This is a genomic window from Gordonia sp. ABKF26, assembly GCF_041103195.1.
Taxonomy (GTDB): Bacteria; Actinomycetota; Actinomycetes; order Mycobacteriales; family Mycobacteriaceae; genus Gordonia; species Gordonia terrae.
This window is the reverse complement of record NZ_JBGCVZ010000003.1, coordinates 2,908,895-2,935,106: the sequence shown is the minus strand read 5'-3', so window position 1 is coordinate 2,935,106 and position 26,212 is coordinate 2,908,895. Positions and strand designations below refer to the sequence as shown.

27 protein-coding genes and 1 tRNA gene are annotated in these 26,212 nt (G+C 67.9%); 12 read left to right on the top strand and 16 right to left on the bottom strand.

Annotated features, from left to right (window positions below):
• The first annotated feature begins 106 nt into the window (after positions 1-106).
• On the top strand, positions 107-1,705 hold the full coding sequence (locus AB4Z55_RS13520; protein WP_369519872.1) for an AMP-binding protein: 1,599 nt from the start codon (positions 107-109) through the stop codon (positions 1,703-1,705).
• 90 nt (positions 1,706-1,795) lie between these two features.
• Positions 1,796-2,650 carry a LuxR C-terminal-related transcriptional regulator gene (locus tag AB4Z55_RS13515; protein WP_369519871.1) on the top strand — a complete coding sequence of 285 codons (855 nt, stop codon included), beginning with the start codon at positions 1,796-1,798 and terminating at the stop codon, positions 2,648-2,650.
• An 83-nt stretch (positions 2,651-2,733) separates the two neighbouring features.
• Here AB4Z55_RS13515 and AB4Z55_RS13510 read toward each other — a convergent pair whose 3' ends face one another.
• Positions 2,734-3,489, bottom strand: a complete 756-nt coding sequence (locus tag AB4Z55_RS13510) for an enoyl-CoA hydratase/isomerase family protein (protein WP_064572051.1) — start codon at positions 3,487-3,489, stop codon at positions 2,734-2,736.
• A gap of 290 nt (positions 3,490-3,779) precedes the next feature.
• Between AB4Z55_RS13510 and AB4Z55_RS13505 the strand changes: the two genes are divergently transcribed.
• From AB4Z55_RS13505 to AB4Z55_RS13465, 9 genes are all read left to right on the top strand, one after another.
• Entirely contained in the window at positions 3,780-4,349 is a 570-nt protein-coding gene (locus AB4Z55_RS13505) for a recombinase family protein (protein WP_101821395.1), read from the top strand.
• The gene (locus AB4Z55_RS13500; protein ID WP_239399196.1) at positions 4,346-4,648 is read left to right on the top strand and encodes a hypothetical protein; all 303 of its coding nucleotides are present in this window, start codon (positions 4,346-4,348) and stop codon (positions 4,646-4,648) included. Before AB4Z55_RS13505 ends, AB4Z55_RS13500 begins: the two co-directional genes overlap by 4 nt.
• Positions 4,649-4,937: 289 nt before the next feature.
• Positions 4,938-5,357, top strand: coding sequence for a chorismate mutase family protein (locus AB4Z55_RS13495; protein WP_101821393.1), 420 nt, complete (start codon positions 4,938-4,940; stop codon positions 5,355-5,357).
• 1 nt (position 5,358) lies between these two features.
• A complete protein-coding gene (gene pabB / locus AB4Z55_RS13490) occupies positions 5,359-7,476 on the top strand; it encodes an aminodeoxychorismate synthase component I (RefSeq protein ID WP_369519870.1) in 2,118 nt (705 codons plus the stop codon).
• Positions 7,473-8,363, top strand: a complete 891-nt coding sequence (locus tag AB4Z55_RS13485; RefSeq protein WP_101821390.1) for a prephenate dehydrogenase dimerization domain-containing protein — start codon at positions 7,473-7,475, stop codon at positions 8,361-8,363. The genes pabB and AB4Z55_RS13485 overlap by 4 nt, the downstream gene beginning before the upstream one ends.
• Positions 8,360-9,301, top strand: coding sequence for a diiron oxygenase (locus tag AB4Z55_RS13480; protein ID WP_101821388.1), 942 nt, complete (start codon positions 8,360-8,362; stop codon positions 9,299-9,301). The genes AB4Z55_RS13485 and AB4Z55_RS13480 overlap by 4 nt, the downstream gene beginning before the upstream one ends.
• 52 nt (positions 9,302-9,353) lie before the next feature.
• Positions 9,354-9,827 carry a GNAT family N-acetyltransferase gene (locus tag AB4Z55_RS13475; RefSeq protein WP_101821479.1) on the top strand — a complete coding sequence of 158 codons (474 nt, stop codon included), beginning with the start codon at positions 9,354-9,356 and terminating at the stop codon, positions 9,825-9,827.
• A 38-nt stretch (positions 9,828-9,865) separates the two neighbouring features.
• Complete coding sequence (locus tag AB4Z55_RS13470; protein ID WP_242697077.1) at positions 9,866-10,954, top strand: ATP-binding protein; 1,089 nt, start codon at positions 9,866-9,868, stop codon at positions 10,952-10,954.
• Positions 10,955-11,136: 182 nt separating this feature from the next.
• The gene (locus tag AB4Z55_RS13465; RefSeq protein WP_369519869.1) at positions 11,137-11,868 is read left to right on the top strand and encodes an alpha/beta hydrolase; all 732 of its coding nucleotides are present in this window, start codon (positions 11,137-11,139) and stop codon (positions 11,866-11,868) included.
• Between the two features lie 15 nt (positions 11,869-11,883).
• On the opposite strand, the gene AB4Z55_RS13460 is transcribed toward AB4Z55_RS13465, so the two are convergent.
• Positions 11,884-12,354 (bottom strand): DUF6389 family protein, encoded by a 471-nt coding sequence (locus AB4Z55_RS13460; RefSeq protein WP_239399214.1) that lies wholly within the window; start codon positions 12,352-12,354, stop codon positions 11,884-11,886.
• Positions 12,355-12,411: 57 nt separating this feature from the next.
• On the opposite strand from AB4Z55_RS13460, the gene AB4Z55_RS13455 reads away from it, so the two are divergent.
• On the top strand, positions 12,412-12,951 hold the full coding sequence (locus AB4Z55_RS13455) for a hypothetical protein (protein ID WP_239399216.1): 540 nt from the start codon (positions 12,412-12,414) through the stop codon (positions 12,949-12,951).
• Between the two features lie 76 nt (positions 12,952-13,027).
• Here the strand turns inward: AB4Z55_RS13455 and AB4Z55_RS13450 are convergent.
• The 14 genes from AB4Z55_RS13450 to steA form a co-directional block, all read right to left on the bottom strand.
• Positions 13,028-13,101: transfer RNA gene (locus AB4Z55_RS13450), tRNA-Pro, on the bottom strand.
• A 150-nt stretch (positions 13,102-13,251) separates the two neighbouring features.
• The gene (locus AB4Z55_RS13445; protein ID WP_033204961.1) at positions 13,252-13,515 is read right to left on the bottom strand and encodes a GlsB/YeaQ/YmgE family stress response membrane protein; all 264 of its coding nucleotides are present in this window, start codon (positions 13,513-13,515) and stop codon (positions 13,252-13,254) included.
• 50 nt (positions 13,516-13,565) lie between these two features.
• On the bottom strand, positions 13,566-15,005 hold the full coding sequence (gene der, locus AB4Z55_RS13440) for a ribosome biogenesis GTPase Der (RefSeq protein ID WP_369519868.1): 1,440 nt from the start codon (positions 15,003-15,005) through the stop codon (positions 13,566-13,568).
• Entirely contained in the window at positions 15,002-15,715 is a 714-nt protein-coding gene (gene cmk, locus AB4Z55_RS13435) for a (d)CMP kinase (RefSeq protein ID WP_369519867.1), read from the bottom strand. Before cmk ends, der begins: the two co-directional genes overlap by 4 nt.
• Positions 15,712-16,647: a pseudouridine synthase gene (locus AB4Z55_RS13430; protein WP_064572061.1), complete on the bottom strand. Its 936-nt coding sequence runs from the start codon at positions 16,645-16,647 to the stop codon at positions 15,712-15,714. The genes cmk and AB4Z55_RS13430 overlap by 4 nt, the downstream gene beginning before the upstream one ends.
• Before the next feature lie 6 nt (positions 16,648-16,653).
• Positions 16,654-17,412, bottom strand: coding sequence for an SMC-Scp complex subunit ScpB (gene scpB, locus AB4Z55_RS13425; protein WP_239399234.1), 759 nt, complete (start codon positions 17,410-17,412; stop codon positions 16,654-16,656).
• Entirely contained in the window at positions 17,409-18,287 is an 879-nt protein-coding gene (locus AB4Z55_RS13420; protein WP_248642837.1) for a ScpA family protein, read from the bottom strand. Before AB4Z55_RS13420 ends, scpB begins: the two co-directional genes overlap by 4 nt.
• Positions 18,284-19,231: a ParA family protein gene (locus AB4Z55_RS13415; RefSeq protein WP_101821374.1), complete on the bottom strand. Its 948-nt coding sequence runs from the start codon at positions 19,229-19,231 to the stop codon at positions 18,284-18,286. Before AB4Z55_RS13415 ends, AB4Z55_RS13420 begins: the two co-directional genes overlap by 4 nt.
• Before the next feature lie 178 nt (positions 19,232-19,409).
• Positions 19,410-20,330, bottom strand: a complete 921-nt coding sequence (xerD, locus tag AB4Z55_RS13410; protein WP_004022215.1) for a site-specific tyrosine recombinase XerD — start codon at positions 20,328-20,330, stop codon at positions 19,410-19,412.
• Positions 20,327-20,962: an NUDIX hydrolase gene (locus tag AB4Z55_RS13405; protein ID WP_064572064.1), complete on the bottom strand. Its 636-nt coding sequence runs from the start codon at positions 20,960-20,962 to the stop codon at positions 20,327-20,329. The genes xerD and AB4Z55_RS13405 overlap by 4 nt, the downstream gene beginning before the upstream one ends.
• A gap of 6 nt (positions 20,963-20,968) precedes the next feature.
• Positions 20,969-22,768: a CTP synthase gene (locus AB4Z55_RS13400; protein WP_004022217.1), complete on the bottom strand. Its 1,800-nt coding sequence runs from the start codon at positions 22,766-22,768 to the stop codon at positions 20,969-20,971.
• A gap of 143 nt (positions 22,769-22,911) precedes the next feature.
• Complete coding sequence (locus AB4Z55_RS13395) at positions 22,912-23,931, bottom strand: IS481 family transposase (protein ID WP_369519866.1); 1,020 nt, start codon at positions 23,929-23,931, stop codon at positions 22,912-22,914.
• 114 nt (positions 23,932-24,045) lie between these two features.
• Positions 24,046-24,981, bottom strand: coding sequence for a copper transporter (locus AB4Z55_RS13390; RefSeq protein WP_239399240.1), 936 nt, complete (start codon positions 24,979-24,981; stop codon positions 24,046-24,048).
• A gap of 3 nt (positions 24,982-24,984) precedes the next feature.
• A complete protein-coding gene (steA, locus tag AB4Z55_RS13385; protein ID WP_369519865.1) occupies positions 24,985-26,172 on the bottom strand; it encodes a putative cytokinetic ring protein SteA in 1,188 nt (395 codons plus the stop codon).
• Positions 26,173-26,212 lie beyond the last annotated feature (40 nt).

The following is a 26,212-nucleotide window of genomic DNA, read 5'->3' as shown; positions in this document are numbered from 1 at the left end:
CGCCCCGGGGGCAGGGCAGACCCACTTTCGGGGGTAGCGAAGGGTCACGGCGACCGCGCACGATGGCACCGATTACGTCTCGTACCCGACGATTCGGAGGTTCAGCATGTCTCCCGACAACGCTCTGCCGGCCAACGACACCCCGCTGAGCCCGCTGTCGTTTCTCGAGCGCTCCGCGCGAGTGTTCCCGGACCGCCTCGCGGTGATCCACGGCGACCGGCAGCTCACCTACCGCGAGTTCGGGCACCGCGTGGAACAGTTCGCACGAGCCATCCGGACTCGCATCCGGCCAGGTGACCGGGTGGCGTTCCTGTCACCGAACACGCCGGAGTTGCTGTTCGCCCACTACGCGGTGCCGTTGGCCGGCGGTGTCCTGGTCGCACTGAACTCTCGACTGGCCGGGAGGGAACTCGAGTACATACTGGACCACTCCGGGGCCGTCCTGTTGTTCGTCGATGCCGAGTTGTCCTCGGTGGTAGACGGTTTCGGGGGTTCGGTGGCGTCCCTCGACAGCGTCGTGCGAGTCGTCGATCCGACCGTTCCCGACGATCACGCCGGCACCCGCGGCACCGAGGACTTCGCGGACTTCCTCTCCGCCGCGGCCGACGACACCGCCCCCATCCACTGGGGAGTCGACGACGAGAACCAGCCGATCTCGATCAACTACACCTCGGGGACGACAGGTAACCCGAAGGGTGTTCTGTACTCCCACCGCGGCGCCTACCTCAACTCCCTCGGCGAGACTTTCCACAACGGGTTCGACGGCCACACCCGATACCTGTGGACGCTGCCGATGTTCCATTGCAACGGATGGTGCACCACGTGGGCGGTCACGCAGGCCGCGGGCACTCATGTGTGTCTCCGCGCTGTGCGGGGTGCGGACATCTGGAAGGCGATCGACGACCTCGGCATCACACATCTGTGCGGTGCACCGGCGGTCTGCTCCACCATCGCCCAGGCGCCAGGGGCTCATCATGTCGACGAACTGCGCATCACCACCGCCGGAGCGCCGCCGTCTCCGACCGTGATCGGTCAGCTCGAAGCGCTCGGGTTCACCATCGTGCACGTCTACGGACTCACGGAGGTCTACGGCCCGTACACGATCTGCGAGCATCAGGATTCGTGGTCGGACCTGCCCGCAGACCAGCGGGCCGCGCTGCTCGCCCGCCAGGGCGTCGGCATGGTGCAGGCGGAGACCGCCAGGGTGGTCGACGAGGACATGGTCGATGTACCGGCGGACGGAAAGACCATGGGCGAGATCGTGCTTCGCGGGAACAATGTCATGATCGGGTACTTCCGCGACCCCGAGGCCACCGCAGCTGCCTTCGCGGGCGGGTGGTTTCACACCGGCGATCTCGGTGTGATGCATGCCGACGGATACATCCAGCTCAAGGATCGAGCCAAGGACATCGTCATCTCCGGGGGCGAGAACATCTCGACCGTCGAGATCGAGCAGGTTCTCGTCAGCCACGAGGAGGTGCTCGATGTGGCCGTCATCGGTGTCCCCGACGAGAAATGGGGTGAACGACCCAAGGCATTCGTGATCGTCGCGCCGTCGGCCACGGTGACCGCGGATGAACTGCGCGATCACGTACGCCGCCACCTCGCCCGGTTCAAGGTCCCCGATGACATCGTGTTCATCGATGAGCTCCCACGCACGTCGACCGGCAAGATCGTGAAATACGCTCTGCGAGAGCAGATCTGATCCGTTCGTGGACACTCTGCTACGCTGACCCCATCGGATGTGACGGGGGACACTCGACTATTGCAGCCGAGAAGTAGGAGACGAACAGTCGTGAACGACGCCCTGCGGCCCTCCGACCAGGACGCCATCCATGCCGAGTTGCGCGACCTCGGTCGCCGGACCGCTTTCCCGGTCCTGTTCGGCGGCATGGTTCACCGGGGCGATCTGAAGCTGTCCGGACTGGTCGGCACCCGCAGCCAGATCTTGCGCGGGTTGGTCATCCACGCCGAGTGCGGCGCGGGCGGGCGGGCGATCGCCGAACAGCGTCCGGTCGGTGTCCGAAACTACGCGCACTCACGAACGATCACACACGAGTACGACCATCACGTCGGCACGGAGGGTATCCAGACCCTACTCGCGGTGCCCGTCGTCGTCCGGCGAGAAACCCGCGGCGTGCTCTACGGCGGGCTCCGCCTGGACTCCGATCTGGGCGATCGAGCGGTCGAACCCGTCGTCGCCGGGGCGACCGCGCTCGCGCGCGAGTTCGCGATGCGCGACGAGGTCGACCGCCGTGTTCGGATCCTGTCGGCAACACCACGGACAACCGGCAACGATCCGACACGTGAGCTGCGGGTGTCCGAGGCGATCACCGAGAGTTACCTGGCGCTCCGCGACATCGCCGATCGCCTGGGTGACGATTCACTCAGCGCGGAGATCCACGCCGTCGAGGATCGGCTCCGCCGCCTGGCCGATCCGGATCCGGCACCGACGGTCCGGTTGTCCCGGCGTGAATCCGACGTACTCGCTCACGCCTCGCTCGGTTGCCGCAACGCGGAGATCGCCGAGCGGATGTCGCTGAGCCCGGAGACCGTGAAGTCCTACATGCGCAACCTCATGGCCAAACTCGAGGTGCACAGTCGTCATGAAGCCGTGGTGCAGGCCCGCAGGCTCGGCCTACTCCCGTAGGCCGCCCCGGGTCTCGGACGGCCCCTCGACCACCGATGGCACCGGCACGGTGTGCCGGTGCCATCGAGTCGTCCTTGCGACGCCTACTTCTGGGTGTCGAGGAAGTCGCCGGCGGAGCTGAGTGCGCCACCGGCCAACAGCATCCCCTCGGCGGTCAGCATGCCGAGTCCGACGGTGTTCAGATCCTGCAGCACATACTGATTGAGCCACTTCTTGCTCATCTTCAGGGCGAACGTGTCGTAGGACTTGAGTTTCGCCACCAGGGCGTCCACCTCGGCGTCGAGCGACTCCGCCGGTACCGACTTGTTGATCAGGCCGATCTCGACGGCCTCGTCGGCAGTTGCCACCCGGTCGGTGAGCAGGAACTCACGTGCCCGAGTCAGTCCGATTCGTGCCGGCCACAGCAGCGCGCCACCGTCGCCGGGCGGGACCGCGAAGCCGGAGAGGTGCGGATCGCTGAACGTCGCATCGTCGGCGGCATAGACGAAGTCGCAGGCCAAGGCGAGGGATGCACCCAGGCTGTGCGCGCCCGGCGCCCAGACCTTCGCCACCATCGGCTTCTCACAGGAGATCGAGTCACGAATGATCGCCTCACCCTCCTTGTACATGGTGAGCATCGCGTCTCGGGCTCCCGCCGCGACGATGTAGTCGGGGTCGTACTTGTCCGGGCTGAAGAAGGTGTGGTCTTTGCCCGTCACCACCACGACCTGGGCGTCGGACTCGTGCGCTGCGCGAAACACCCGGGACAGCCCGTTGTGTGTCGCCGCATCGAGTCGTCCTATCTCGATCGTGAAGACACCGTCTTCGATCCGAACGTCGATATCGCCGAACTCTGACATGGGCGGAACCTCTTTCTCTCGGCGGTGAGTTGTTCAGATCACATGCAACGGACGCCGATGCGCTCGGCGCTACCCCCGAAGTGGGGTGGACCACCCGGCGCGCCTGGCTCGGGGTCTCAAATCGTCTCATTTGTTTCGCGACGAGGCTTCTTATTTTGCGACAGCACGACCGACCAATGACTTGCAGTAAGCGACAAGCAGTCTCGAATCTCGGCGTGTCGCGAAATCGTGGCGAAACACTTTTGAGATACGCTGCCACGGTGACAGCAGATCCAACACAACCGTCGGGAATGGCCCTCGGTTACGCCCGCGAAACGGTCGGCACCCATCCACTCGCGCCGCAGATCGATGCCTTGACCGAGGCGGGTGTCGATCCCGCACGCATCTACACCGACGCAACAGACCGGTCCATCCCCGCCGGCCACCGCCCAGGCATCGCCGCGCTCCTCGACTACGCGCGTGCGGGAGACGTCACCGTGGTGGTCGGTATCGATCGCCTCGGCCGCACCGTGCCCGAGATCATGGAGATCGCGAACCAGATGACCGGACGCCGCATCGGACTGCGCTCGTTACGCGAGGGCATCGACACCGCCGACCCGGCCGGAGCGATGATCGTCGGGGTCTTGGCGTCGCTGGCCGAACTCGAGGACACGCGCACACCGACCGACCGCTCGACACCGAGAACGCTGCGCGGATCGACCTCGACCATCGGTCGACCACGAGCGCTCGACGCCGAGCAGGTGGCCCGAGCCGAGCAGATGCGCGCACGAGGTGTCGCCGTACCGAAGATCGCGCAGGAACTCGGTGTCAGTCGGGCGACCCTGTACCGCACGCTGGCCGAAAGGCGTTCGGTCCGTTGAAAACTCCCGACCCCGATCTTCCCGAGCTCGACATCGTCACCGAGCACGGCGTCGTCACGCGACTGCCGACATCGTTCCCGATCTTCGACGCCGAACTCGACGAACACCTCGACCCGGATCTGTTCCAGCAGGGTTTCCTCGACGCCGCCGCCGATCTCGACGCCCTGCCGGCGCCGTGGGCTCGACAACTCGCGTCGTCGACGCTCGCCTGTCCACCCCACCCCGATGACGAGGAACCCAGTTACACCCGCGGTTATCGCGCCGCACTGTACGGACACCTGCGGCACGCGGGAAAGTGAGGGCGGCAAAGGATTCGGCGGGAGCACCGCCCGGAAGGTCGGACTTGCCGCAATCGAACTGCCGCCCGGACAACGCATCTCGCCACGGTGACGTCCCGGTCGATGATGAATCGTGATCAGCTGGTGACGTCAACGCCTTCGAGATCTCGCAGTCGGTGCGACCATGGACCGAGTCGGGGTGTGGGTTCGTCGACGCGAGCCCGGGCGCAGGACCCACGGGGCGGCGCCGCATCTCGGGGCGGTTCAAGCCGGCGGGCCGCACATTCGGACACTTCTAGGTGGTCGCGCCGTGAACCAGACGACGAACATCGACGGGCGAGCGCTGGGTGAGAACGACCTCGGTGCACGCGAACTCGAAGCATTGCGAACGGAATTGGACGGGATCGACGATCGACTGCTCGACACCGTTCGTGCCCGGATCGAGGTGTGCACCCGCATCGCGCGACTCAAACGCCGGCATGCCATCGCGGTGATGCAGCCGGGTCGTGTCGGGGTCGTGCACGAACACGCCCACCGGTTCGCCGTCGAACACGACCTCTCCCCCGACTTCCTGCACGCCCTCTACGACCTGTTGATCGCCGAGACATGCCGCGTCGAGGACCTGATCGTGGCAACCGATCCGCGGCGGGCGATCAGCGATCCGGTGCCCGACGCAGAGCCGGATCGTCACCCTGTCCGGCGCGCGGCCGCCGGGTCGAGCACGGACTGAGGTGGCCGCGGTGCGCACCCTGCTGATCGACAACTACGACTCGTTCACCTACAACCTGTTCGCACTGCTGACCGACGTCAACGGCCGGGAGCCGGTTGTCGTCGCCAACGACGTGCCGTGGGCGTCGGTGGATCTGACGGCTTTCGACAATGTGGTGGTCTCCCCCGGCCCGGGCCGACCGGACTATGTCCGCGACTTCGGGATCAGCGCGCGGGCTCTGACCGACAGTGGGCTACCCGCGCTCGGGGTGTGTCTGGGGCACCAAGGTCTGTGCCACGTGTTCGGCAGTCCGGTGGTGGCGGCCCCGGAGCCGCGGCACGGGCGGGTCAGCGCCGTGCACCACGACGGCCGGGGCCTCTTCGCGGGGCTGCCGTCCCCGTTCCACGCGGTGCGATACCACTCACTGGCCGTGATGGACGTCCCCGACGACTTGGAGGAGCAGGCCTGGTCCGACGACGGCGTCCTGATGGCGGTGCGCCACCGGGATCTGCCGTTGTGGGGGGTGCAGTTCCATCCGGAGTCGATCTGCAGCGAATACGGCCGGGAACTGCTGGCGAACTTCGCCGCGGCAACCCCGGTGCGGGCGCACCGGCGGGGACGGGCAGCATCGAGGACGTCGCCGGCGACGACAAGCGTTTCGGCAGAACGCATGCCGGGACACCGCTACCGCGTGCGGTCGGTGCGGGTCGACCGGGCGGTGGACGCGCAAGCGGTGTACGAGAGGTTGTTCGCCGACGGTCCGAACAGTTACTGGCTCGACGGTTCGGCGTCCGACGACGAGGACGGCAGGTTCTCGGTCATGGGCGACTGCTCGGGCCCGCTCGCCGAGTACGTGACCTACCGCGTGCCGGAAATGACCGTACGAGTGGAACATTCGGATGGCTCCGGCGAGGTGGTCCGCAGCACATTCTTCGACTATCTCGGCGCGCGACTGCGGGAACGCTCGGTGGCACCGCGGTCGGACCTGCCGGGCGGGTTCGGTCTCGGCTACGTCGGCTATCTCGGTTACGAGCTCAAGGCGGACACCGGTGGACAGTTGGCGCACGCATCCGAGCAGGCCGACGCGGCACTGGTCTTCGCCGACCGCGCGGTCGTGATCGACCACGGGCGCGACTGCGCGTACGTTCTCGCACTGGAACCGCTCGACCGCTCGGAAACCGGCACGTCAGACCCCGATACCGCGGCATGGTTGCATGCGACGGCGTCGACCATCCGGGAGTCACCGGTGCCACTCGCCGACCCGGCGTCGACCCCGCCGCTGGTCCCGGTGGCGCAGGAGGCGCCGATCGTGTTCCGGCACGACCATCAGACGTATCTGGGACTCGTCGAGGACTGTCTGGCGGAGATCCGGTCCGGGGAGTCCTACGAGGTGTGCCTGACCAACTCGGCGACGGTGCATCGCAGGCTCGACCCCGTGTCCGGGTATTCGTGTCTGCGCGAGATCAGCCCGATGCCCTATAGTGCGCTGCTGCAGTTCTCGGGGTTGTCGGTGCTCAGCGCGTCCCCCGAACGGTTCCTGAAGGTGGCCGCGGACCGCACGGTGGAATCGAAACCGATCAAGGGCACCCGGCCCCGGTCGGCGGATCCCGTGGAGGACGAGCACTTGCGGTGCGATCTGCGAACGAGCGAGAAGGACCGGTCGGAGAACCTGATGATCGTCGACCTCGTCCGCAACGACCTGTCGCGGGTCTGCGAGTCGGGCTCGGTGCATGTGCCGTCCCTGTTCGACATCGAGACCTTCGCGCCGGTCCATCAGATGGTGTCGACGGTGCGCGGGACGTTGCGCGAGGGGTTGTCGGCGGTCGACTGCGTGCGGGCGGCGTTCCCCGGCGGTTCGATGACCGGCGCGCCGAAGATCCGCACGATGGAGATCATCGACAAACTCGAGGCGGGTCCGCGTGGTGTCTACTCGGGCGCCATCGGCTACTTCTCGCTGACGGGTACCGCCGACCTGTCGATCGTGATCCGCACGATGGTCGCGACCGAGTCGGAGGTGACGTTCGGGGTCGGCGGGGCCATCGTCGCGCTGTCGGATCCGGACGAGGAATACGAGGAGACGATGGTCAAGGCCCTGACCATGCGTCGCTGCCTGTCCGTCGCCGCCGAGAGCAGTCCGTGACCGCGTCGACCGCCCCCGGTGTGCGGTCGGTGGTCGTGGCCGGCGGAGCGGGGGCGGTGGGAACCATGTTGGCCGATCGGTGGCGCGGTGACGGCGACATGGTCCACGTCCTGGACGCCACCACAGGCGACGACATCCGGTCCCCGGCTCCGGAGGCGACCGCGCGGATGCGCGACGCCGATGTCCTGGTTCTCGCGGTACCGGAGGACGTGGCGCTCGCCGCGGTGGGAACGGTACGGTCCGTGCTGCGCCCGACGGCATTGCTGGTGGAGACGCTGTCGGTGAAGACGCGGTTCTCGGCGGCGCTGGCCGACATCGACCCCGGCGGGCCGACCGTCGGGGTGAATCCGATGTTCGCGCCGTCCCTCGGTCTGCCCGGGCGGGTGGTCGCGGTCGTCGTCCATCACCACGGACCCGGCGCGGACCGTCTGCTCGACGACCTGGCCCGGTGGGGTGCCCGGACGGAGGTCACCACCGCGGAGCGACACGACCGACTGTGCGCGTCGATCCAGGCGCTCACCCATGCGACGATCCTGTCGTTCGGGACAGCGCTCGCCGACCTGGGAGTCGACGCCGACGACACCGCGCTGCTGGCCACTCCCCCGTTCACGGCCATGTCGGCGATGCTGGCCCGGATCACCGGCGGGACGCCGGAGGTGTACCGGGACATCCAGGAGTCGAATCCGTGTGCGCCGGCGGCTCGAGAGGCCTTGTCGCGGGCCGTCTCCCGGGTGTCGGCCGCCTGCGCCGACGGCACCGGCACAGGCACTCACGGCGACGCCGGCGAGTTCGCGGCACTGCTGGCCCGGGCCGGCGCCCCCCTGGGCACCCGCGCGAACGGATATGCCGCGCTGTGTGCCCGGTTGTTCGACGGACTGGTGCCGTGACCGGCGGACTGCCCGACCACGACGCCTCCGACCCGGTGGAGTCGGCGGTGATCCGCGGGCTCGTCCGCAGCTGGCCGCGGCGAGCGACGGTGCGGCGCACCGAGGCCGAACTCGACGGCCCGACGATGGACGATCTCTACGACGACACCCGATCCGACTTCCCCGAGACGATGCTCCCGTTCGCGGGGCATCCGAGCTGGGATCGTCTCGACGACGACGTCCGGTCGAGAGTTCTGGCCTGGAGTTGGATCGCGTACAACAAGACCGTCATCGACATCGAACAAGACGTGGTGACACCCGGTTTCGGACTGCTGTTCCGAGACGCGTTCGGCACCGGCTTCTCGGATGCTGGTCGAGCGGCCGTGGTGCAGTCGATGGTCGACGAGGAGTACCACACGCTGATGCACCTGAACGCGTCTACACTGACCCGGCGACGGCGCGGCTGGGCGCTGCCGGACGCCGCGCTGCCGGCGTCGACGACGGTGCGGCGGCATCGGGAAGCGCTCGCGCGGGCGGAGTCGACACGAGACGCCGCGCTGACGACTCTCGCGTTCGCGACGGTCGCCGAGACGTCCATCGGGGACTATCTGACCCTGATCGCCGACGACCGGTCGATGCAGCCGGTCCATCAGGCGACCGTCGCCCTGCACCGCCGTGACGAGCGCGCACACGGCTCGGTCGCCGGCGAGATGATCGCCCTGGTCCACGACCGCCTCGACCCCGACGACCGGATCGTCTTGGCGCGGGCCCTGCGTGACGGTGTCGACGCGTTCACGGCCACCGACGGGGCGGTGTGGTCGGCGATCGTCGGCATCGAGCGGATCCCGGGCGGCGATGCGATGCTCTGCGATGTCGCCGCGGACCCCGGTCGCCGGCGCATCCTGCAGGACTGCAGCGCGGTCGACCGCCTGCTCACCCGGTTCGGCGGGGACGGCTGACCCACCACCGGAACGACTGCCCACCTACGGAGGCGCCGCTACCGTTGGACCCGTGAACGTCCACAACAGTGCCCGGTTGGCGACGCCGGCAGATGCGCCGGTGATGGCCGACCTCCTCGATGCGTTCAATCGCGAGTACGACGAGCCGTCGCCCGGTCCGTCGGTGCTGGCTCGTCGACTCCGCGAGCTGCTCTCGGGCACCACGACTTTCGCCATCGTCGCCGGCGACCCGGTCATCTCGGTCGGGTTGGTCACCATCCGGACCAACGTGTGGGTCGACGGCGGCATCGCACTACTCGACGAGATGTACACGACCCCCGCCGAACGGAGCCGCGGACTCGGTGGCGCGGTCCTCACCGCGGCCGTCGCCGAGGCGGCACGGCGAGGCGCCGGCGAGTTCGAGATCGAGGTCGACGAACCCGACGTCGACGCGCATCGTTTCTATGGCAGGCACGGGTTCCCGGTCCGCGACCCCGCCACCGGCGACCGTGCTTTCGTGTTGCGCAAGGAGTTGACCGGCTCGTAAGTCCGATGGAAAGCCGCCCGTGCCAGTAAGGTACGGACGTGGTTCAGCTGACAGTGGGAAATCATCGCGACAACGCGACGACCGACGTCCTCCTCGCCGCCGAGAAGTTCAACCGCCACACCTTCTGGTGCGGCCAGAGCGGTTCCGGCAAGACCTACGCGCTCGGAGTGGTGCTCGAGCAACTGCTGCTGCGCACCCGGCTCCCGCTGCTGATCCTTGATCCGAACGCGGACTTCACTCGGTTGCCGGAAACACGTGGCACCACCGACCCGGCGACGGCCGATGCGATCGCGGCCACCGACATCCGGGTACTCCACTCCACGCGGCGCGACGGACAGCAACTGCGGGCGCGGTTCCTCTCGCTGCCGCTCACCGCGAAGGCTGCGGTGCTGCAACTGGATCCGATCGCCGACGCCGACGAGTACAACGTTCTGCTGCACGCCGACGCCACCCTCACCGAGACGTCGGATCAGACCACCTACCTCGACGCGCTTCGCAGTTCGGCGGATCCAGGACACCAGCGGTTGGCCAAGCGGATCGAGAATCTGCAGGTCCTCGACTGGGCGCTGTGGGCGCGGGGCGACGTCGCGGCCACCGACATCATCGACGACCGTCCGCAGGCGACCGTGCTCGACCTCGGCGGGTTCGCCCACCCGGCAGAACCGAAGGTGGCGGCGCTCAGTGTGCTCGAACACCTGTGGGCGCATCGCGACGAGCGGCGCCCCGTCCTCATCGTCATCGACGAGGCCCACAACATCTGTCCGCCCCTCGCCACGAATGCGGTGGAGCAGACCCTGATCGATCGCGTCGTGCAGATCGCCGCCGAGGGTCGCAAATTCGGCCTCTGGCTCCTGCTGTCGACGCAACGACCGACCAAGATCCATCCCAACGTCCTGTCCCAGTGCGACAACCTGTGTCTGATGCGGATGAACGCGCCGCGAGATCTCGCCGAACTCGCCGACACCTTCGGCTTCGTGCCCGAACACCTTCTCGCGGAGTCCCCCGGATTCCGCCAGGGCGAGGCGCTCTTCGCCGGCGGTTTCATCGCGGCCCCCACCTATACCCAGATGGGCGCCCGGATCACCGAAGAGGGCGGCGCCGACGTCGCGGTGCCGCTGACCGTCTAGCGTCGACGACGATTCCCGCGTGGCAGTTGGTCGACCGCTGCTACTGTGTTCACCGTCCGTGCGACAGACCGAGGAGGCGATACCCATGAACGATTCGATGTGGGCGCTCCCCTACGGAGTCACGGTCGGGCGATAGGTCGTCCGGGGCGCGCCGTAGAAGCGCACTCCCGAGAGGCACGACCATGCATTTCATCTCTGAGACCCACCTCGCCGACGGCGTCGTCGAACGGAACTTCGTCCTCGGCGGCATCCCGGGCATCCTGTGGACTCCCGCGACGACCTCGTCACCCGTTCCGCTGATCCTGCTCGGACACCCCGGCGGCCTTCCACAGATGTATCCACGATTGGCAGCCCGGGCGCGTCGGGCCGTGACCGACGGCTTCGCCGCGGCGACCATCGAGACGCCCGGCGGTGGCGACCGACCGACATCGATGGACGCCGAGCACGCCCGTGCCGACCTGCGTCGGACGCTGCAGGCCGGCCATCAGGTCAGCGCCGACATCATCGACCGGCTCGTCCTGCCCCTGGTGGAGCAGTCGGTCCCGGAATGGCGGACGGCGATGGACCGGCTCCTCGAACTGCCCGGCATCGATGGGCCGGTGGGCTATTCCGGGGGCGTCATCTCCGTCGGCGTCCGACTGGCCGTGACCGAACCCCGGATCGCGGCCGCCGTGCTGTTCGCGGGGAGCTTCATCCCGCGAACGATTCTCGACGAGGCCCAGCGCGTCACGATCCCCCTGCACGTGTTGCTGCAGTGGGACGACGAACACAACGACCGGCAGGCTGCACTGGATCTCTTCGACGCCTTCGGTTCGGCGGAGAAGAGTCTGCACGCGAACATGGGCGGACACACCGGCGTCCCGGCGTACGCGGGTGAGAACGCCGCCGGATTCTTCGTCCGGCATCTGAGGTGACACGGGCGCCGGGCGTCAGATTGTGGAGCCGATTCCGTTCCCGTCGACGCTCGGCCCCACCGGCCGTGGGTCGAGTGTGCCTGCACCCGAACCGATTTCCCAGGCCAGTGGCCCACTGGGGATCAGCGTGTCGAGCCACGTCGCCACGACATCGACGATCGTTTCCTCCAGGTCGTGGCGCGACCACCCCCGCGGTCGCGACGGCACCGCCGGTTCCCAGCCGAGTTCGCCCCATTCGACACCGAACAGTCGTCTCTCGTCATCGAACCGGCGGTCCAGTTCGAACGCGTCCGCACCCTCGAATCGCGCCCACACATCGAACGGACCCTCGGCGTCCTGGTCGACGAACACGTCGATCGTCACCCCGTCGATCACCCCGGCGACGTCGGACGCCGCGCCGCCGAGGCGTTCCAACGTTGCTGCGACAACCGCGGATCGCGCCGCAAGGATGCGTGTCAGGCTGCGTCGGTACTCGGCTGCGTCCACGCCACGAGCCTAATTGGGTCGCCCCCCTCGTTCACGGCGTGTCCTAGTCTCATCGTCATGGCGAACCTCGACGTCCTCCGTGTAGGCGGCGAACCCACTCGGATGCACATCGACTTCGCCGCACTCGATGGCTTCTCCTTCGACGACGGTGGCGGGTTCCCGCCGTCCTATCGCGACTTCATCCGCCACTCGGGATGGGCGCGCACGTTCGGTCTGTGGCTCGTGTACCCGCCGGTCCTGCCCGGTTACGCAGACGGATTCGTCGGGCGCGGAGGGCAACTCACCCGCGCCTTCCGGGCCGCGTACCGAGACGGGCAGGATGAGAATTTCGATTGGATGATCGAGCCCGACGGCAGCTGGGAACTCGTCGCGTCGCTGACAGCCTTCGGCTGGAGCGAGAACGGCGACGCACTTCTCTGGGACACCACGGCGCGCGACGCTCACGGCGAGTTCCCGGTCTGGGAATCCGTGCACATGGACACGATGCATCGACGCGGGACGAATCTGACCGAGGTTCTCGACGGTCTGCGCAGCCGCGCCGGCGCGCTCGCTGACGACGTCGTCGACATCCAACCGCTCCCGCCGACTCGGGCCTGACCGTGACGAGTGCAATCGCAGTGCAGTCGGCGAACAGAACAAAACCCTGATGAGCAATGCTCATCAGGGTTTTCTGTCGGGCTGACAGGATTTGAACCTGCGACCACTTGACCCCCAGTCAAGTGCGCTACCAAACTGCGCCACAGCCCGTTGCTCCCTGGAGAAGCGGAGCGAGGTAAAGCCTAGCCGACGAGCACGGTCCCGAACCAATCGCCTGGTCAGGCCTCATTTCGGGCCGGTGGCCAGATGTAGTGAGTCGTTGCTTCTACCGCTACGGAGCGCTACATCTGACACCGGCTGCTAGACCGCCGAACGCTTCTTGAACCAGATCCACCCGGCGGTCACCAGGACCGCGCCCACGAGGGAGCCGATGATGCCGCTGGGGCGGAGTTCGAGTCCGTCGCCGGAGAGCAGACTGATGAGCAGTCCACCGACGAAGGAGCCGACGAGTCCGGCGACCAGGGCGAGACCCCAGTCGACGGTGCGCAGGTTCTTGCCGCCGAGGAGGATCTGCGCGAGGGCGCCGATGACCATGCCGAATACGATGATTGCCAGGATGAGCACGAGACGCAGTATCTCACAGCGGGTGTCGTGCGCCACAGACAGACAGCAGTTCAGCGCTTTCGGCGTTGCTCCCGCTTGTCGCGGACACGGACGTTGACCCGGACCGGCGAACCGTCGAAGTTGAATTCCTCACGCAGCCGCCGCTCGAGGAAGCGGCGATAGCCCGCCTCGAGGAAACCGGTGGTGAACAGCACGAAGGTCGGCGGCCGGACCGAGGCCTGAGTCGCGAACATCACGCGCGGCTGTCGGCCACCGCGCAGCGGCGGCGGGTTGGCGGCGATGACGTCCTTGAGCCAGTTGTTCAGCGGGCCGGTCGAGATGCGCTTGTCCCACGAGTCGAGCGCGGATTCCAACGCGGGCACCAGCTTCTGGACGGCCCGGCCGGTCGACGCCGAGATGTTGACCCGGCGCGCCCACGGCACGCGTGCCAGCTCGCGATCGATCTCCTTGTCCAACTGGTACCGACGATCCTCGTCGACGAGATCCCACTTGTTGAACGCGATCACGAGCGCACGCCCGCTCTCGATGATGAGCGACAGCACCCGCAGGTCCTGTTCGGTGATCGGTTCCGACGCGTCGATCAGCAGGATCGCCACCTCGGCCGCGTCGAGCGCCGACCGCGTCCGCAGTGACGCGTAGTACTCGTGTCCGCTCGCGGTCCGCACCTTGCGGCGCAGACCCGCGGTGTCGACGAAGTTCCACGTCCTGCCGCCGAGTTCGACGAGCTCGTCGACCGGGTCGACGGTCGTCCCGGCGACGTTGTCGACCACCGACCGCTCGGTACCGGTGAGCTTGTTCAGCAGCGAACTCTTGCCGACGTTCGGCTTGCCCACGAGCGCGACGCGACGGGGACCACCGAGAGTCGGTGCCTCCCGCGGGGTCTCGGGCAGCTTGTCCAGGATGATGTCGAGCAGATCGCCGGCCCCGCGGCCGTGTGCCGCCGACACGGGATACGGCTCGCCGAGCCCCAGCGACCACAGGGACGCGGTGTCGGACTCGAGACGTTCGCTGTCGACCTTGTTGGCACACAGGATGACCGGGGTCTTCGACCGCCGGAGGACCCGCGCGACGGCCTCGTCGGTCGCGGTCGCACCGACCGTGGCGTCGACCACGACGACGATCGCGTCGGCGGTGCGCATCGCCAGCTCGGCCTGCGCGGCGACGGCCTGCTGCAGCCCCTTCGCGTCGGGCTCCCAGCCACCGGTGTCGACGACGGTGAACCGGCGACCCGACCACGAGGCCGCGTACGACACACGGTCACGGGTCACGCCCGGGATGTCCTCGACCACGGCTTCCCGTCGGCCCAGGATGCGGTTGACGAGCGTCGACTTGCCCACGTTGGGTCGTCCGACGATCGCCACCACCGGCATGTGTTCGACGCCGGACGCGTCGTCGGAGCCCCCGACATCGGTCAGCTGCCAGTCGGATTCGTCCGACCACGTGCCGTCACCGGGCAGCGCGGTGAGATCGTCCGAGTAGTTGTCGCTCACCGTTCCACAGCTCCGATCCGGGTCGCCACGAGGCCGCTCAGTTCCTCGAGCACCTCGTCGAGGGTCTTGTCACTGGTGTCGACGACGGTCGCGTCGTCGGCCGCGCGCAGCGGCGAGACCTTGCGCGTCGAGTCGAGATGGTCGCGCCGGTTCACACTCGCCAGCACCGCGTCGTAGTCGCTGTCGCGTCCGCCGGCCAGATTCTGCTTGTGCCGCCGCTCGGCGCGCGCCTCGGGCGTCGCGGTCAAGAAGATCTTGACGTCGGCGTCGGGGAACACCACGGTGCCGATGTCGCGGCCCTCGACGACCACGAACCGGCCCTGTGCGTTCTGCTGTTGCAGCGCAACCAGTTTCGTGCGCACCTCGGCGACCGCCGAGACGGCCGACACGGCGCTCGTGACGTGGTCGGTCCGGATCGGACCGGACACGTCGCGGCCGTCGAGGAAGACCTTGGCACCGTCTCCGTCCGGGACCAACTCGATGTCGACGCCGGCCGCCACACGGGCGATACCGGCCGGATCATCCAGCGCCACACCGGCATCGAGAACGGCGAGCGTCACCGCCCGATACATGGCGCCGGTGTCGAGGTAGCTGGCCCCGACCTTCGCCGCGAGCAGTTTCGACACCGACGACTTCCCGGTGCCCGCCGGGCCGTCGATGGCGACGACGTGCGTGGTCCCGCCTGCGAACCCCGACGTGCCCTCGCTCACAGGCCGACCGCCTTGTACAACCCACCGACCTCGTCGCTGCCCAGAACACGCAGACTGCCCGGGCGCTGTTCGCCGAGTGCCACCGAACCGACGTGTGTGCGAACCAGTTTGACGACGGGGTAGCCGACCTCGTCCATCATCCGGCGCACCACCCGGTTGCGCCCCTCGTGCAGCGTGATCCGCACCAGCGACTGCCCCTCGTGGACCTCGATCACGGTGAACCTGTCGACCAGGACGGGACCGTCTTCGAGGTCGACGCCCTCCCGCATGCGTCGCGCGATCCCGCGCGGCACCTCACCCTTGAGGGTCGCCAGATAGGTCTTGGGCACCTCGAACGACGGATGCATCAATCGGTGCGCGAGTTCGCCGTCGTTGGTCAGCAGCAGCAGACCCTCGGTGTCGGCGTCGAGGCGGCCGACGTGGAACAGTCGCTGCCCCGCCATGACCCGCTCGGCGACGACATCACCGACGCAGGGACGACCCTGATCGTCCGACATGGTCGACTGCCAGCCCTTGGGCTTGTTGAACGCCAGGTACTGACGGGTCTCGTCCATGATCACGCGTGCACCGTCGACGCGGATGATGGCGGTGTTCGGATCGATCCGCAGACCCTGCTCGGTGACGATCTCACCGTCGACCTCGACACGACCGGCTGCGATCAGTTCTTCGGCACCGCGTCGCGACGCCACGCCGGCCTGGGCGAGCACCTTTTGCAACCGAACGCCGTCCTCGACGTAGTTGGCTCCGGCGCCCTGATTCTCATCGGCGGGCGTCTGGTGGCGCGCCGGCCGTGCATTGTTGAGCCGGATCTTGCCCACTTCGGCGTTCGGCTTCGACGACCCCTTGCGGTGGGTCTTCTTGGTTCGCGGCTGTTGTGCGGGCGCGCCCTTGCGGCGTTTTCCCGGTGAGCCATCTCGGCCAGCGGATGCCATGTTCTCTCAGTCCTGTGAGTCGGTGGTGGTGCCACCGTCGATGATCAGTTCCTTCGAGTCTGACGGTTGAGAGGACAGTTTGGCGAATCGGGGATCCGACAGCAGTTCCTCGTCGAGGTCGTCGATGAGGTCGACGTCGGGCAGCAGCGGCGCCAGATCGGGCAGTTCGGTTAGGGATGCCAGGCCGAGACGTTCCAGGAACAACTCGGTGGTGGCATAGGTCGTCGCGTTCGTGGTCGGTTCGGTGCCGACCTCGTTGATCAGTCCACGGGCGACGAGCGTGCGGATCACGCCGTCGACGTTCACGCCGCGGATGGCGCTCACGCGGGCTCGGGTGACCGGTTGCCGGTAGGCGATGACCGCCAGGGTCTCGAGGGCCGCCCGGGTGAGCTTCGACCGTGCCCCGTCGAGCAGCAACCGCTCGACGTAGGGGGCGTACTCCGCGCGGGTGTAGTAGCGCCAGCCGTCGCCGGCGAAGCGCAGATCGAAACCGCTCCCCGACGCGGTGAGCTCCGACGACATGGCGTTGAGCATCTCCCGGACCCGCGTGCGGTCCTGGTCGACCGCGTTCGCGAGTTCGTCGGTGGTCACCGGGGTGTCCACGACGAGCAGCACCGCCTCCAGCGCCGAGCGCAACCGATCGTCGTCGAGGTACTCCCCGTCGCCGTGGAGCGCGGTCTGCTCGGGCTCGTCCGGACCCGGGTCCTCCCCGCCGGCCGTCCTGGTCGGGTCGAGGACCTCGACCTCGGGAACCTGGTCTGTCATCCGTAATCCTCTGACTTGTCGATGCGCAGGTCGTCGGCGCCGCGTTCGCCCGTCCACATCACCGCGAGTTCCTCGAGCGCCACGGGCTGTTCGAACGCAACGGCCCGCTCGCGGAACAGTTCGAGCAGCCCGAGGAAGCTGCCGACGATCTCCAGCCCGTTCGCACAATCCGCGGTCAGTTCACGAAAACTCAGCCAGGTCCCCGAGGCCGCGCTGAGCAGCGAGGCCATCCGACGCGCCTGGCCCGGGACGGACACCTTCTGCACGTCGTGGAGGTGGTCCAGGCCGACGGTCGGCACCGGACGGGGCGTCAGCCCCGCCGCGGCGACCTGGGCGAAGCCGTCGGCATCGACGCCGAGGGTCACCTCGGGCAGCAGATCCTCGAACCGTTTCTCCAGCGACACCGCGCGTGGGTAGCGCTGCAGCGCGGCGGCCTCGAGTTCGCCGAACAGCGCGGCCACCTGCTTGTATGCGCGGTACTGCAGGAGCCGGGCGAACAACAGATCCCGCGCCTCGAGCAGAGCCAGATCCTCGGGGTCGTCGACCTCTCCGGACGGCAGCAGGCGGGCCGCCTTGAGATCCAGGAGCGTCGCGGCGACGACGAGGAACTCGGTCGTCTGGTCCAGGCCCATCTCCGGACCGAGTTCGCGCGTGTAGGCGATGAAGTCGTCGGTGACCTCGTGCAGCGCGACCTCGGTCACATCGAGACGGTGTTGCGAGATCAGGTTCAGCAAAAGGTCGAACGGGCCCTCGAAGTTGCGCAGTTTGACCCGGAAGCCCGGCTCCTGAGCGACCTCGGTCGAGTCCTCGCCCGCCGGTGCGTCGAGGTCGGGGGTCGCGGCGTCGGGCGGCGCCTGATCCGTGCCGAGCGTCATGCGCCTTTGACGTTGCGGGCGATGACCTCGCGCGCGAGCGCCCGATAGGCCTTCGCGCCGGCCGACCTCGGCGCCCAGGAGGTGATCGGCTCGCCGGCCACGCTGGTCTCCGGAAAACGGACGGTTCGAGCGATGACGGTGTCGTAGACCGCGTCGCCGAACACCTCGACGACGCGGGCCATCACCTCGCGCGAGTGCAGCGTACGGGCGTCGAACATGGTGACCAGGATGCCGCCGAGGTCGAGCCGCGGGTTGAGACGGTCGCGCACCTTGTTGATCGTGTCGGTGAGCAGCGCCAGTCCGCGGAGGCTGAAGTACTCACATTCCATCGGGATGAGCACGGTGTCGGCGCAGGCCAACGCGTTGACGGTGAGCAGACCGAGCGACGGCTGGCAATCGATAAGGACCACGTCGTAGCGATCGAGCACGGGATGCAGAGCCCGGCCGAGCGATTGCTCGCGACCCACCTCGGTGACCAGCTGGATCTCCGCGGCGGACAGGTCGATGTTGCTGGGCAGCAGGTCGAGGCCGTCGACGCGGGTCCGCATGAGGACCTCGTCGGTCGCCACCTGCGGCGGCACGAGCAGGTTGTAGACGGTCTGCTCCAGTTCGTGATGCGGCACACCGAGACCCGCGGACAGGGCTCCCTGCGGATCGAGGTCGACGAGCAGCACCCGACGACCATATTCGGCAAGGGCTGCACCGAGATTGATGGTCGACGTCGTCTTGCCCACGCCGCCCTTCTGGTTGCAGACCGCGATCACCGTGGCGGGTCCGTGACGGTCGAGCAGAGCCGGCTCGGGGACGTCGCGATACGGCCGCCCGGTGGGGCCGATCTCATCGGCGTCGTGCTCGGCTTCCTCGGTGTCGTTACCGGGCGACACCTGGATGCTGTACTGATCTCCCGGACGGGCGCCAGACCGCGGTGCGCTCGGAGTGGTCACGTGTCCGCCGCTCCCTTCGCTGTTCGATGCCGCTTCTGTTCGATGCCGCTGCTGTCTTGCCGATGTCGCCACTGTTCGGTGGTGCGGCCGGCCCGCCCGTCGGCAGCCGAACCTCGTATCAGCCTAGGACACCCGCCCGGTCATTCCGGCGTCGGCGCGCCCGAGGCCATCCGAGGGGTCAGCGCGCTCTCGGATGTGCGACGGCATAGACCTCGCGCATCGTGTTCACCGTCACCAGCGTGTACACCTGCGTGGTGGTGACCGAGGCGTGTCCCAGGAGTTCTTGCACGACGCGGACGTCGGCACCACCGTCGAGGAGGTGGGTCGCGAAGCTGTGCCGCAGCGTGTGCGGCGAGACCGCCTTGTCGAGTCCGGCGCGTTCGGCCGCGGTGACGAGCACCTGCCAGGCGCTCTGCCGGGACAGCCGTCCGCCGCGCGCGTTGAGGAACAGTGCGGGCGTCGCCCGGGACACCAGCGCGGGCCGCCCACGAACGAGATACGCCTCGAGTGCGTCGACGGCGGGTCCGCCGAGCGGGACCAGGCGCTCCTTCCCACCCTTGCCCCGAAGGCGAACCGCGCGCATGTCGTCGAGATCGAGATCGTCGACGTCCAGCGAGGTGGCCTCGGAGATCCGCGCCCCGCAGCTGTAGAGGAACTCCAACAGCGCGCGGTCGCGCAGACCACGTGGGTGGTCGTCGGCACCCGCGGCGTCGAGGATCGCGAGCACCTCGTCCACCGGCAGCGACTTCGGCAGCCGGCGTGCGGCACGAGGCGGCCGGACATCATGTGCGACGTCGGTCGCGACGATCCCCTCGTCCATCGCGAACTTGTGAAAGCGCCTGGTGGCGACCAGGGTTCGCGCGATCGAACTGTCGGCGAGCGGCGCGAACCCGGCGTCGGTGTCACCGCGCCGCAACTCCACGAGGAACTCGCGGATGTCTTCCTCGGCCACCGCGTCGAGTGCGGAGATCCCCCGGCGGTCGAGGTACCGCCGGTACCGCTCGAGGTCGCGCCGATACGACGAGACCGTGTTGGCCGCCGCACCCCGCTCCACCGTCAGATGGTCGAGGTATCGCGAGATGTCGGCGGCCAGGGTCACGACCGGCGGCCCCGATCGTCGGCCCGACGGTTGCGCAGCGCGGTCGGCTCATCCGGCCACGGTGCGTCGACGTCGCGCAGGCCGGTCGTGGAATCCCGGGCGGCCGCCGCGGCCAGGATCCCGGCGACGCTGGTCGCGTTGACGATCTCCCCCGCGAACACCTGGGCGACCGCGTCGTCGAGCGGCACCCATTCCACCGACATGTCGGCCTCTTCGTCGACGCGTTCGGCCGCGTCGAGATGGTGCAGGCCCTCGGCGAGGTACAGCCGCAACGCCTCGTCGGTGAAACCGGGTGAGAGCGCGAGGTCGACGAGGACGTGCCACGAGTCGGCGGCGAGGTCGGTCTCTTCGGCCAACTCGCGCTTGGCGGCGGCCAACGGCTCCTCGTCGGCCTGGTCGAGGAGCCCGGCGGGCAACTCGAGCAGACGGTGGCCGAGGGGATGGCGGTACTGCCGCACCATCGCCACGCGACCTGCGTCGTCGCGCGCCAGGATCGCGACCGCCCCGAAATGCTCGACGACCTCACGTTCGGCGACGCGCCCACCAGGCATCTCGACATCGTCGACCCGCAGGGTGATGATCGCGCCGTCGTAGACGGTGCGGCTGTCCTTGACCTCGAAGTCGTGGCCCAAAACGGGTCAGCTCCGGCCGGCCGAGTCGTCGAGCGCCGTCTCGCCGAGGCCGGCCACCGGCTCCACCGTGACCGCGTTGACGGCAGCCACCGCATCCGCGGGGGCGTCATTCGACTCGTAGTCGTCACCCAGGTCGACCGGGAGGCGCTCGGCGGCCTTGTACTTCAACGCCGCCTCGATGAACGACCGGAACAGCGGGTGCGGCCGGGTCGGCCGGCTCTTCAGCTCCGGATGTGCTTGAGTGGCAACGAGATACGGATGGACCGACTTGGGGTACTCGACGAATTCGACGAGATGCCCGTCGGGTGAGGTGCCCGAGAAGACGAGTCCGGAATCGGCGATCTTGTCGCGGTAGGCGTTGTTGACCTCGAAGCGGTGGCGATGACGCTCGGACACCTCGCGCGTCCCGTACGCCTCGGCGACGACCGAACCGGCCTTCAGCACGGCGTCGTAGGCACCGAGTCGCATGGTGCCGCCGAGGTCGGCGTCGCCGGCCACGGCATCGGCCTGATCGGCCATGGTCGAGATCACCGGGTGCGGTGTGTCCGGGTCGAACTCGGTGGAACTCGCCTCGTCGAGCCCGACCGACCGGGCCGCCTCGATGACCACGCACTGCAGTCCGAGACACAGGCCGAGCAGCGGGATCCCGCGCCGGCGCGCGTACGAGATGGCCCCGACCTTCCCCTCGATGCCACGGATGCCGAAGCCGCCGGGGATCAGGATCGCGTCGACGTCGCCGAGAGCGGCCTGTGCACCTGCCGGAGTGGCGCATTCGTCCGACGGCACCCACTTGATCTCGGTACGCGCCTTCCAGGCGAAGCCACCGGCCCGGATGGCCTCGGTCACCGACAGATAGGCGTCGGGCAGGTCGACGTACTTGCCGACCAGTGCGACGCGGACGGTCTCCCGCGGCTCGTGCACGCGGCGCAGGAGCTCGCCCCACACCGTCCAGTCGACGTCACGGAACGGCAGTCCGAGCTTGCGGACCACGTAGGCATCGAGATGCTCGCTGTGGAGCACCTTCGGGATGTCGTAGATGGACGGGGCGTCGGGAGTGGAGATCACGCCGTCGAGTTCGACGTCGCACATGAGCGCGATCTTCTTCTTGAGTCCCTCGGGCACGTCGCGGTCACAGCGCAGGATGAGCGCGTCGGGCTGGATACCGACGTTGCGCAGTGCGGCGACGGAGTGCTGGGTCGGTTTGGTCTTCAGCTCACCCGACGGCGCGAGGTAGGGCACGAGCGAGACGTGCAGGAAGAAGACGTTGTCCCGACCGACGTCGTGGCGCACCTGACGCGCGGCCTCGATGAACGGCAGCGACTCGATGTCGCCCACCGTGCCACCGATCTCGGTGATCACCACGTCCGGTACCTCGCCGTCGGCGTCCGGCTCGCCCATGGCCAGCACGCGCGCCTTGAGTTCGTCGGTGATGTGCGGGATGACCTGGACGGTCTCGCCGAGGTACTCGCCGCGGCGTTCCTTGGCGATCACCGTCGAATACACCTGTCCGGTGGTCACATTCGCCGACTGCGAGAGGTTCCGGTCGAGGAAGCGTTCGTAGTGTCCGACGTCGAGGTCGGTCTCGGCGCCGTCCTCGGTGACGAACACCTCTCCGTGCTGGAACGGATTCATAGTGCCCGGATCGACGTTCAGATACGGGTCGAGTTTCTGCATGGTGACCCGGAGGCCCCGTGAGGTGAGAAGCTGACCCAGGCTGGAAGCCGTGAGGCCCTTGCCCAGTGAAGAAGCAACGCCACCGGTCACAAAGATGTGCTTGGTGTCGTGTACATGGCGAAGTGGTCGCAAAAGAAGTGTCTCCCGTCGGCCGAATCGGGGCCGATGCCCTGATTACCTACGGGACTCCAGGGTAACACCACCGGCGCCCGACGCCGCACCGCCACACCGGAGGCGGGCGTGGCGGTACTGACGTTCGAGGCGGCGAGCCCGGCCTAGGTGTACTGACCCGCCAGGTTGGGTACGCGACTGACGGGTGAGTTGCCTCGCAGTGCGGTGTGGCCGCGTTCGTGATTGTAGGTGCGAAGGAACTCGGGGAAGGCTGCGACGCGTTCGGTTTCGCTGAGGTAGGGGCGGGCGTAGGCCCATTCCTCCTGCAGGGTGCGGTTGAAGCGTTCGACCTTGCCGTTGGTTTGCGGCCGGTACGGGCGGGTCCACTTGTGCTTGATCCCGTTGTCGGCCAACAACTGTCGGAACATTCGGGACCGATAACATGACCCGTTGTCGGTCATCACCCGCGCGGTGGTGACACCGATAGAGGCGAAGTGCGCCACTGCCCGGGTCATGAACGCGGTCGCGGTTTCCTTCTTCTCATCACCGAGGATCTCTGAGTAGGCGTAGCGGGAATGGTCGTCGACGGCGTGGTGGAGGAACGCGTACCCCAGGTTGGGGCGGCCGTGGACTTTGCGGGGTCGTGCGGGCTCGCGGTGGGCGCTGGAGTTGCGGGCGCCCAGGGCGCGTCCGTGGATGCGGTGTCCGCCACCGTCGGGGATTCTGCCGAGTTTCTTGATGTCAACGTGGATCAAGTCTCCGGGCGCTTGGCGTTCGTACTGATGAATCTCGCGTCTGCGGGCACGTACGGGCGCCCCTGTTGCGGGGTCGGTCCATGACAACCGTAGGCATCGGTACCGGGTCAGGATGCGGTGCACCGTGGAGACGTTCACCCCCAGGTGAAACGCGATCCTGGCAGGCCCCCAGCGGCGGGAGACGCGTAACCCGACGACCCGGCGTTCCCGGCGCCGGCTGGTGCGATGCGGACACGACCGGGGTCGGCTGGAGCGGTCGACCATTCCGGCTGACCCTGCCTCGCGGTAGCGGTCGGCCCACCGTTTGGCCGTGGTAACCGACACGTTGAATCGATCAGCCGCGCGACGCAGTGGCCACCGGTCGTCCACGACGCACCGAGCCAGACGCAACCGACCAGTCGGGGACAACGGTGAATTACGGTGAGACACGAAGACCTCCGGGTTGAGGAGCGGTTCCTAGACAGCTCCACACCTCACTCGGAGGTCTTCCCTATGTCACGCCGACTCGCCGAACGCCGTACCTAACGTCCCGGGTCAGTACACCTAGGCGGCGGGTCGGCCGTCGGCGCCGACGGTGATCGCGGTCGCCCCGGCCCCGGTGCCGTAGGAACCGGTCGTGCCGTCGACCTCGGCGGTGAGCGCGAGAATCGTCGTGATGAGGCCGGTCGGCTGGTCGATGTTGTCGACCGTCGATACGGCGTTGGCCAGCGACGGATCCGAGCGGACGATGGCGATGGGAGATCCGCCCGACGCCGAACCCGTGCGTCCGACGAGCACACCGCCGACGCCGCGTGCCGCCATCGCGGCGGCGAACCGGCCGACGAGCGCGCCCTGCGCGCCCGAGTCCGGGCCGAACTCGTCGCCGGTGACCACGACGACCAGATCGGTCGGGGTGATGGCGTTGTCGGCGTAATCGATGAACCCGCCGTCGCGCAGCGTGCCGAGACCCGTCCGACGATCACCGGACGACGCCGGACGCGCCGTCTCGTTGGACAGTACGAGGGCGCCCAGGAGGTCACCCACCCGTCCGCCGGAATCGGTCAGTTCGGCGCGGAGCATCGTGCCCGGCGGGATCGTCTGGTCGACGATCGTCCGCAGCTCCTCGGACTTGCCGTCGGTGAGCAACGCGTCGGTCAGGGCGAGTTGCCCACCGAAGCGGGCCCCCGCACCCGAGATCGACTCCTTGACCGCATCGACATCGGCATCCGCCGCGTTGGGCGCGGTCACCACCAACACGGACTGCCCCTTCAGCTTGTCCGCGATGAGTCGCGGCGCGATCGCATGGTCGAAGCTGTTGGAGGCGTTGAGCTTTGCATTGAGGTCGTCGCGCTCGTTCTCCAGATCGCCGATGCGGTCGCGACTCGTGCCGGTCATCGAGTTGACACGGTCACCGACGAAACCCGACCCGAGAAAGAGTCCCAGTGCGAGCGCGAGGAAGACCGCGACCAGCGAGATCGCGTGCTGTCGTAGCGAGATCATCGGCTACCTGTTCCAAACCTCTCGTGCCCAGTCGAGCAGCGCATTCCACTGCACGACGATCCAATCGGTGATGTCGGTGCCCGCGTTCGACAACATCACGGCCGCGATCACGGCCACCAGCGCCGCGAGGACGACACAGGCGATGGCAGCACCCGACACCCGGCTGCGGTACAGCGTGGCGACGGCCTTCGCGTCGACCAGCTTCTGACCGACCTTGAGTCGCGTCAGGAACATCGACGGGTTGCTCTCCCGACGCGACCGGTCGAAGAAGTCGTCGAGCGACCCGGGATAGCCGACGGTGACGATCAGGTCGGCACCGTGGTAGTCGGTGAGCAACAGCGCCAGGTCTCCCGCCGAGCCGGCGGCCGGGAACGTCGTGGCGCCGATGCCGAGGTCCTGGATGCGTTCGAGCCCGGTCGCGTGTCCATCGGTGTCGGCCGGAAGCACCAGCTGCGCACCGGATTTCAGCGTCGCCGTCTTCATGGTCTCGGGATCGCCGACGACGATCGAGGGCTTGTACCCGGCCTTCATCAGGGTGTCCGCACCGGCCCCGACACCCACCATGACGGGCTGGTACTCCTTGATGAACGGCTTGAGGGAGCGGAGATCGGCGGCGCGGTCGGCGCCTTCGCCGACGATGACGACATGGCGGCCCGCGACGTCGACGTCGATCTCCGGCACCCCGACCCCGTCGATCAGCAACGGCGATTCGCTGCGGATGAACTCGATCGTGTTGCCGGAGAACGCCTCGAGGTGGTCGACGAGACCGGCCTTGGCGCCGATCATGATGTCGGCGATGTCGCGCTCGTCGAGTTCGGTGCCGAGAGCCAGCCGCCGCTCGCCGACGTACAGCCGGTCGTTGTGGACCCGTACCTTGGCGCCGTCCTTGACCCGCTTGAAGATCTCCGGACCCACGTCGTCGAGCAGCGCAATGCCGGATGCCACCAGGACCTCGGGCCCGAGATTGGGGTACCGGCCGGTGATCGACCGCGAGGCGTTGACCACGGCCACCACGTTGGCCTCGACGAGGGCGTCGGCGGTCACGCGGTCGAGGTCGATCTCGTCGAGGATGGCGATGTCGCCCGGCCCGACGCGGTTGAGCAGCCGTTTCGTGTTCTTGTCAATTCTGGCGATACCGGTCACGCCAGGCAGTTCTTCGGTGGTACGCGCGAGCAGTGCAGGCATCTTCATGACGGCCATGATCGGCCGAAGGCATGCTTCAGCCGGGGAG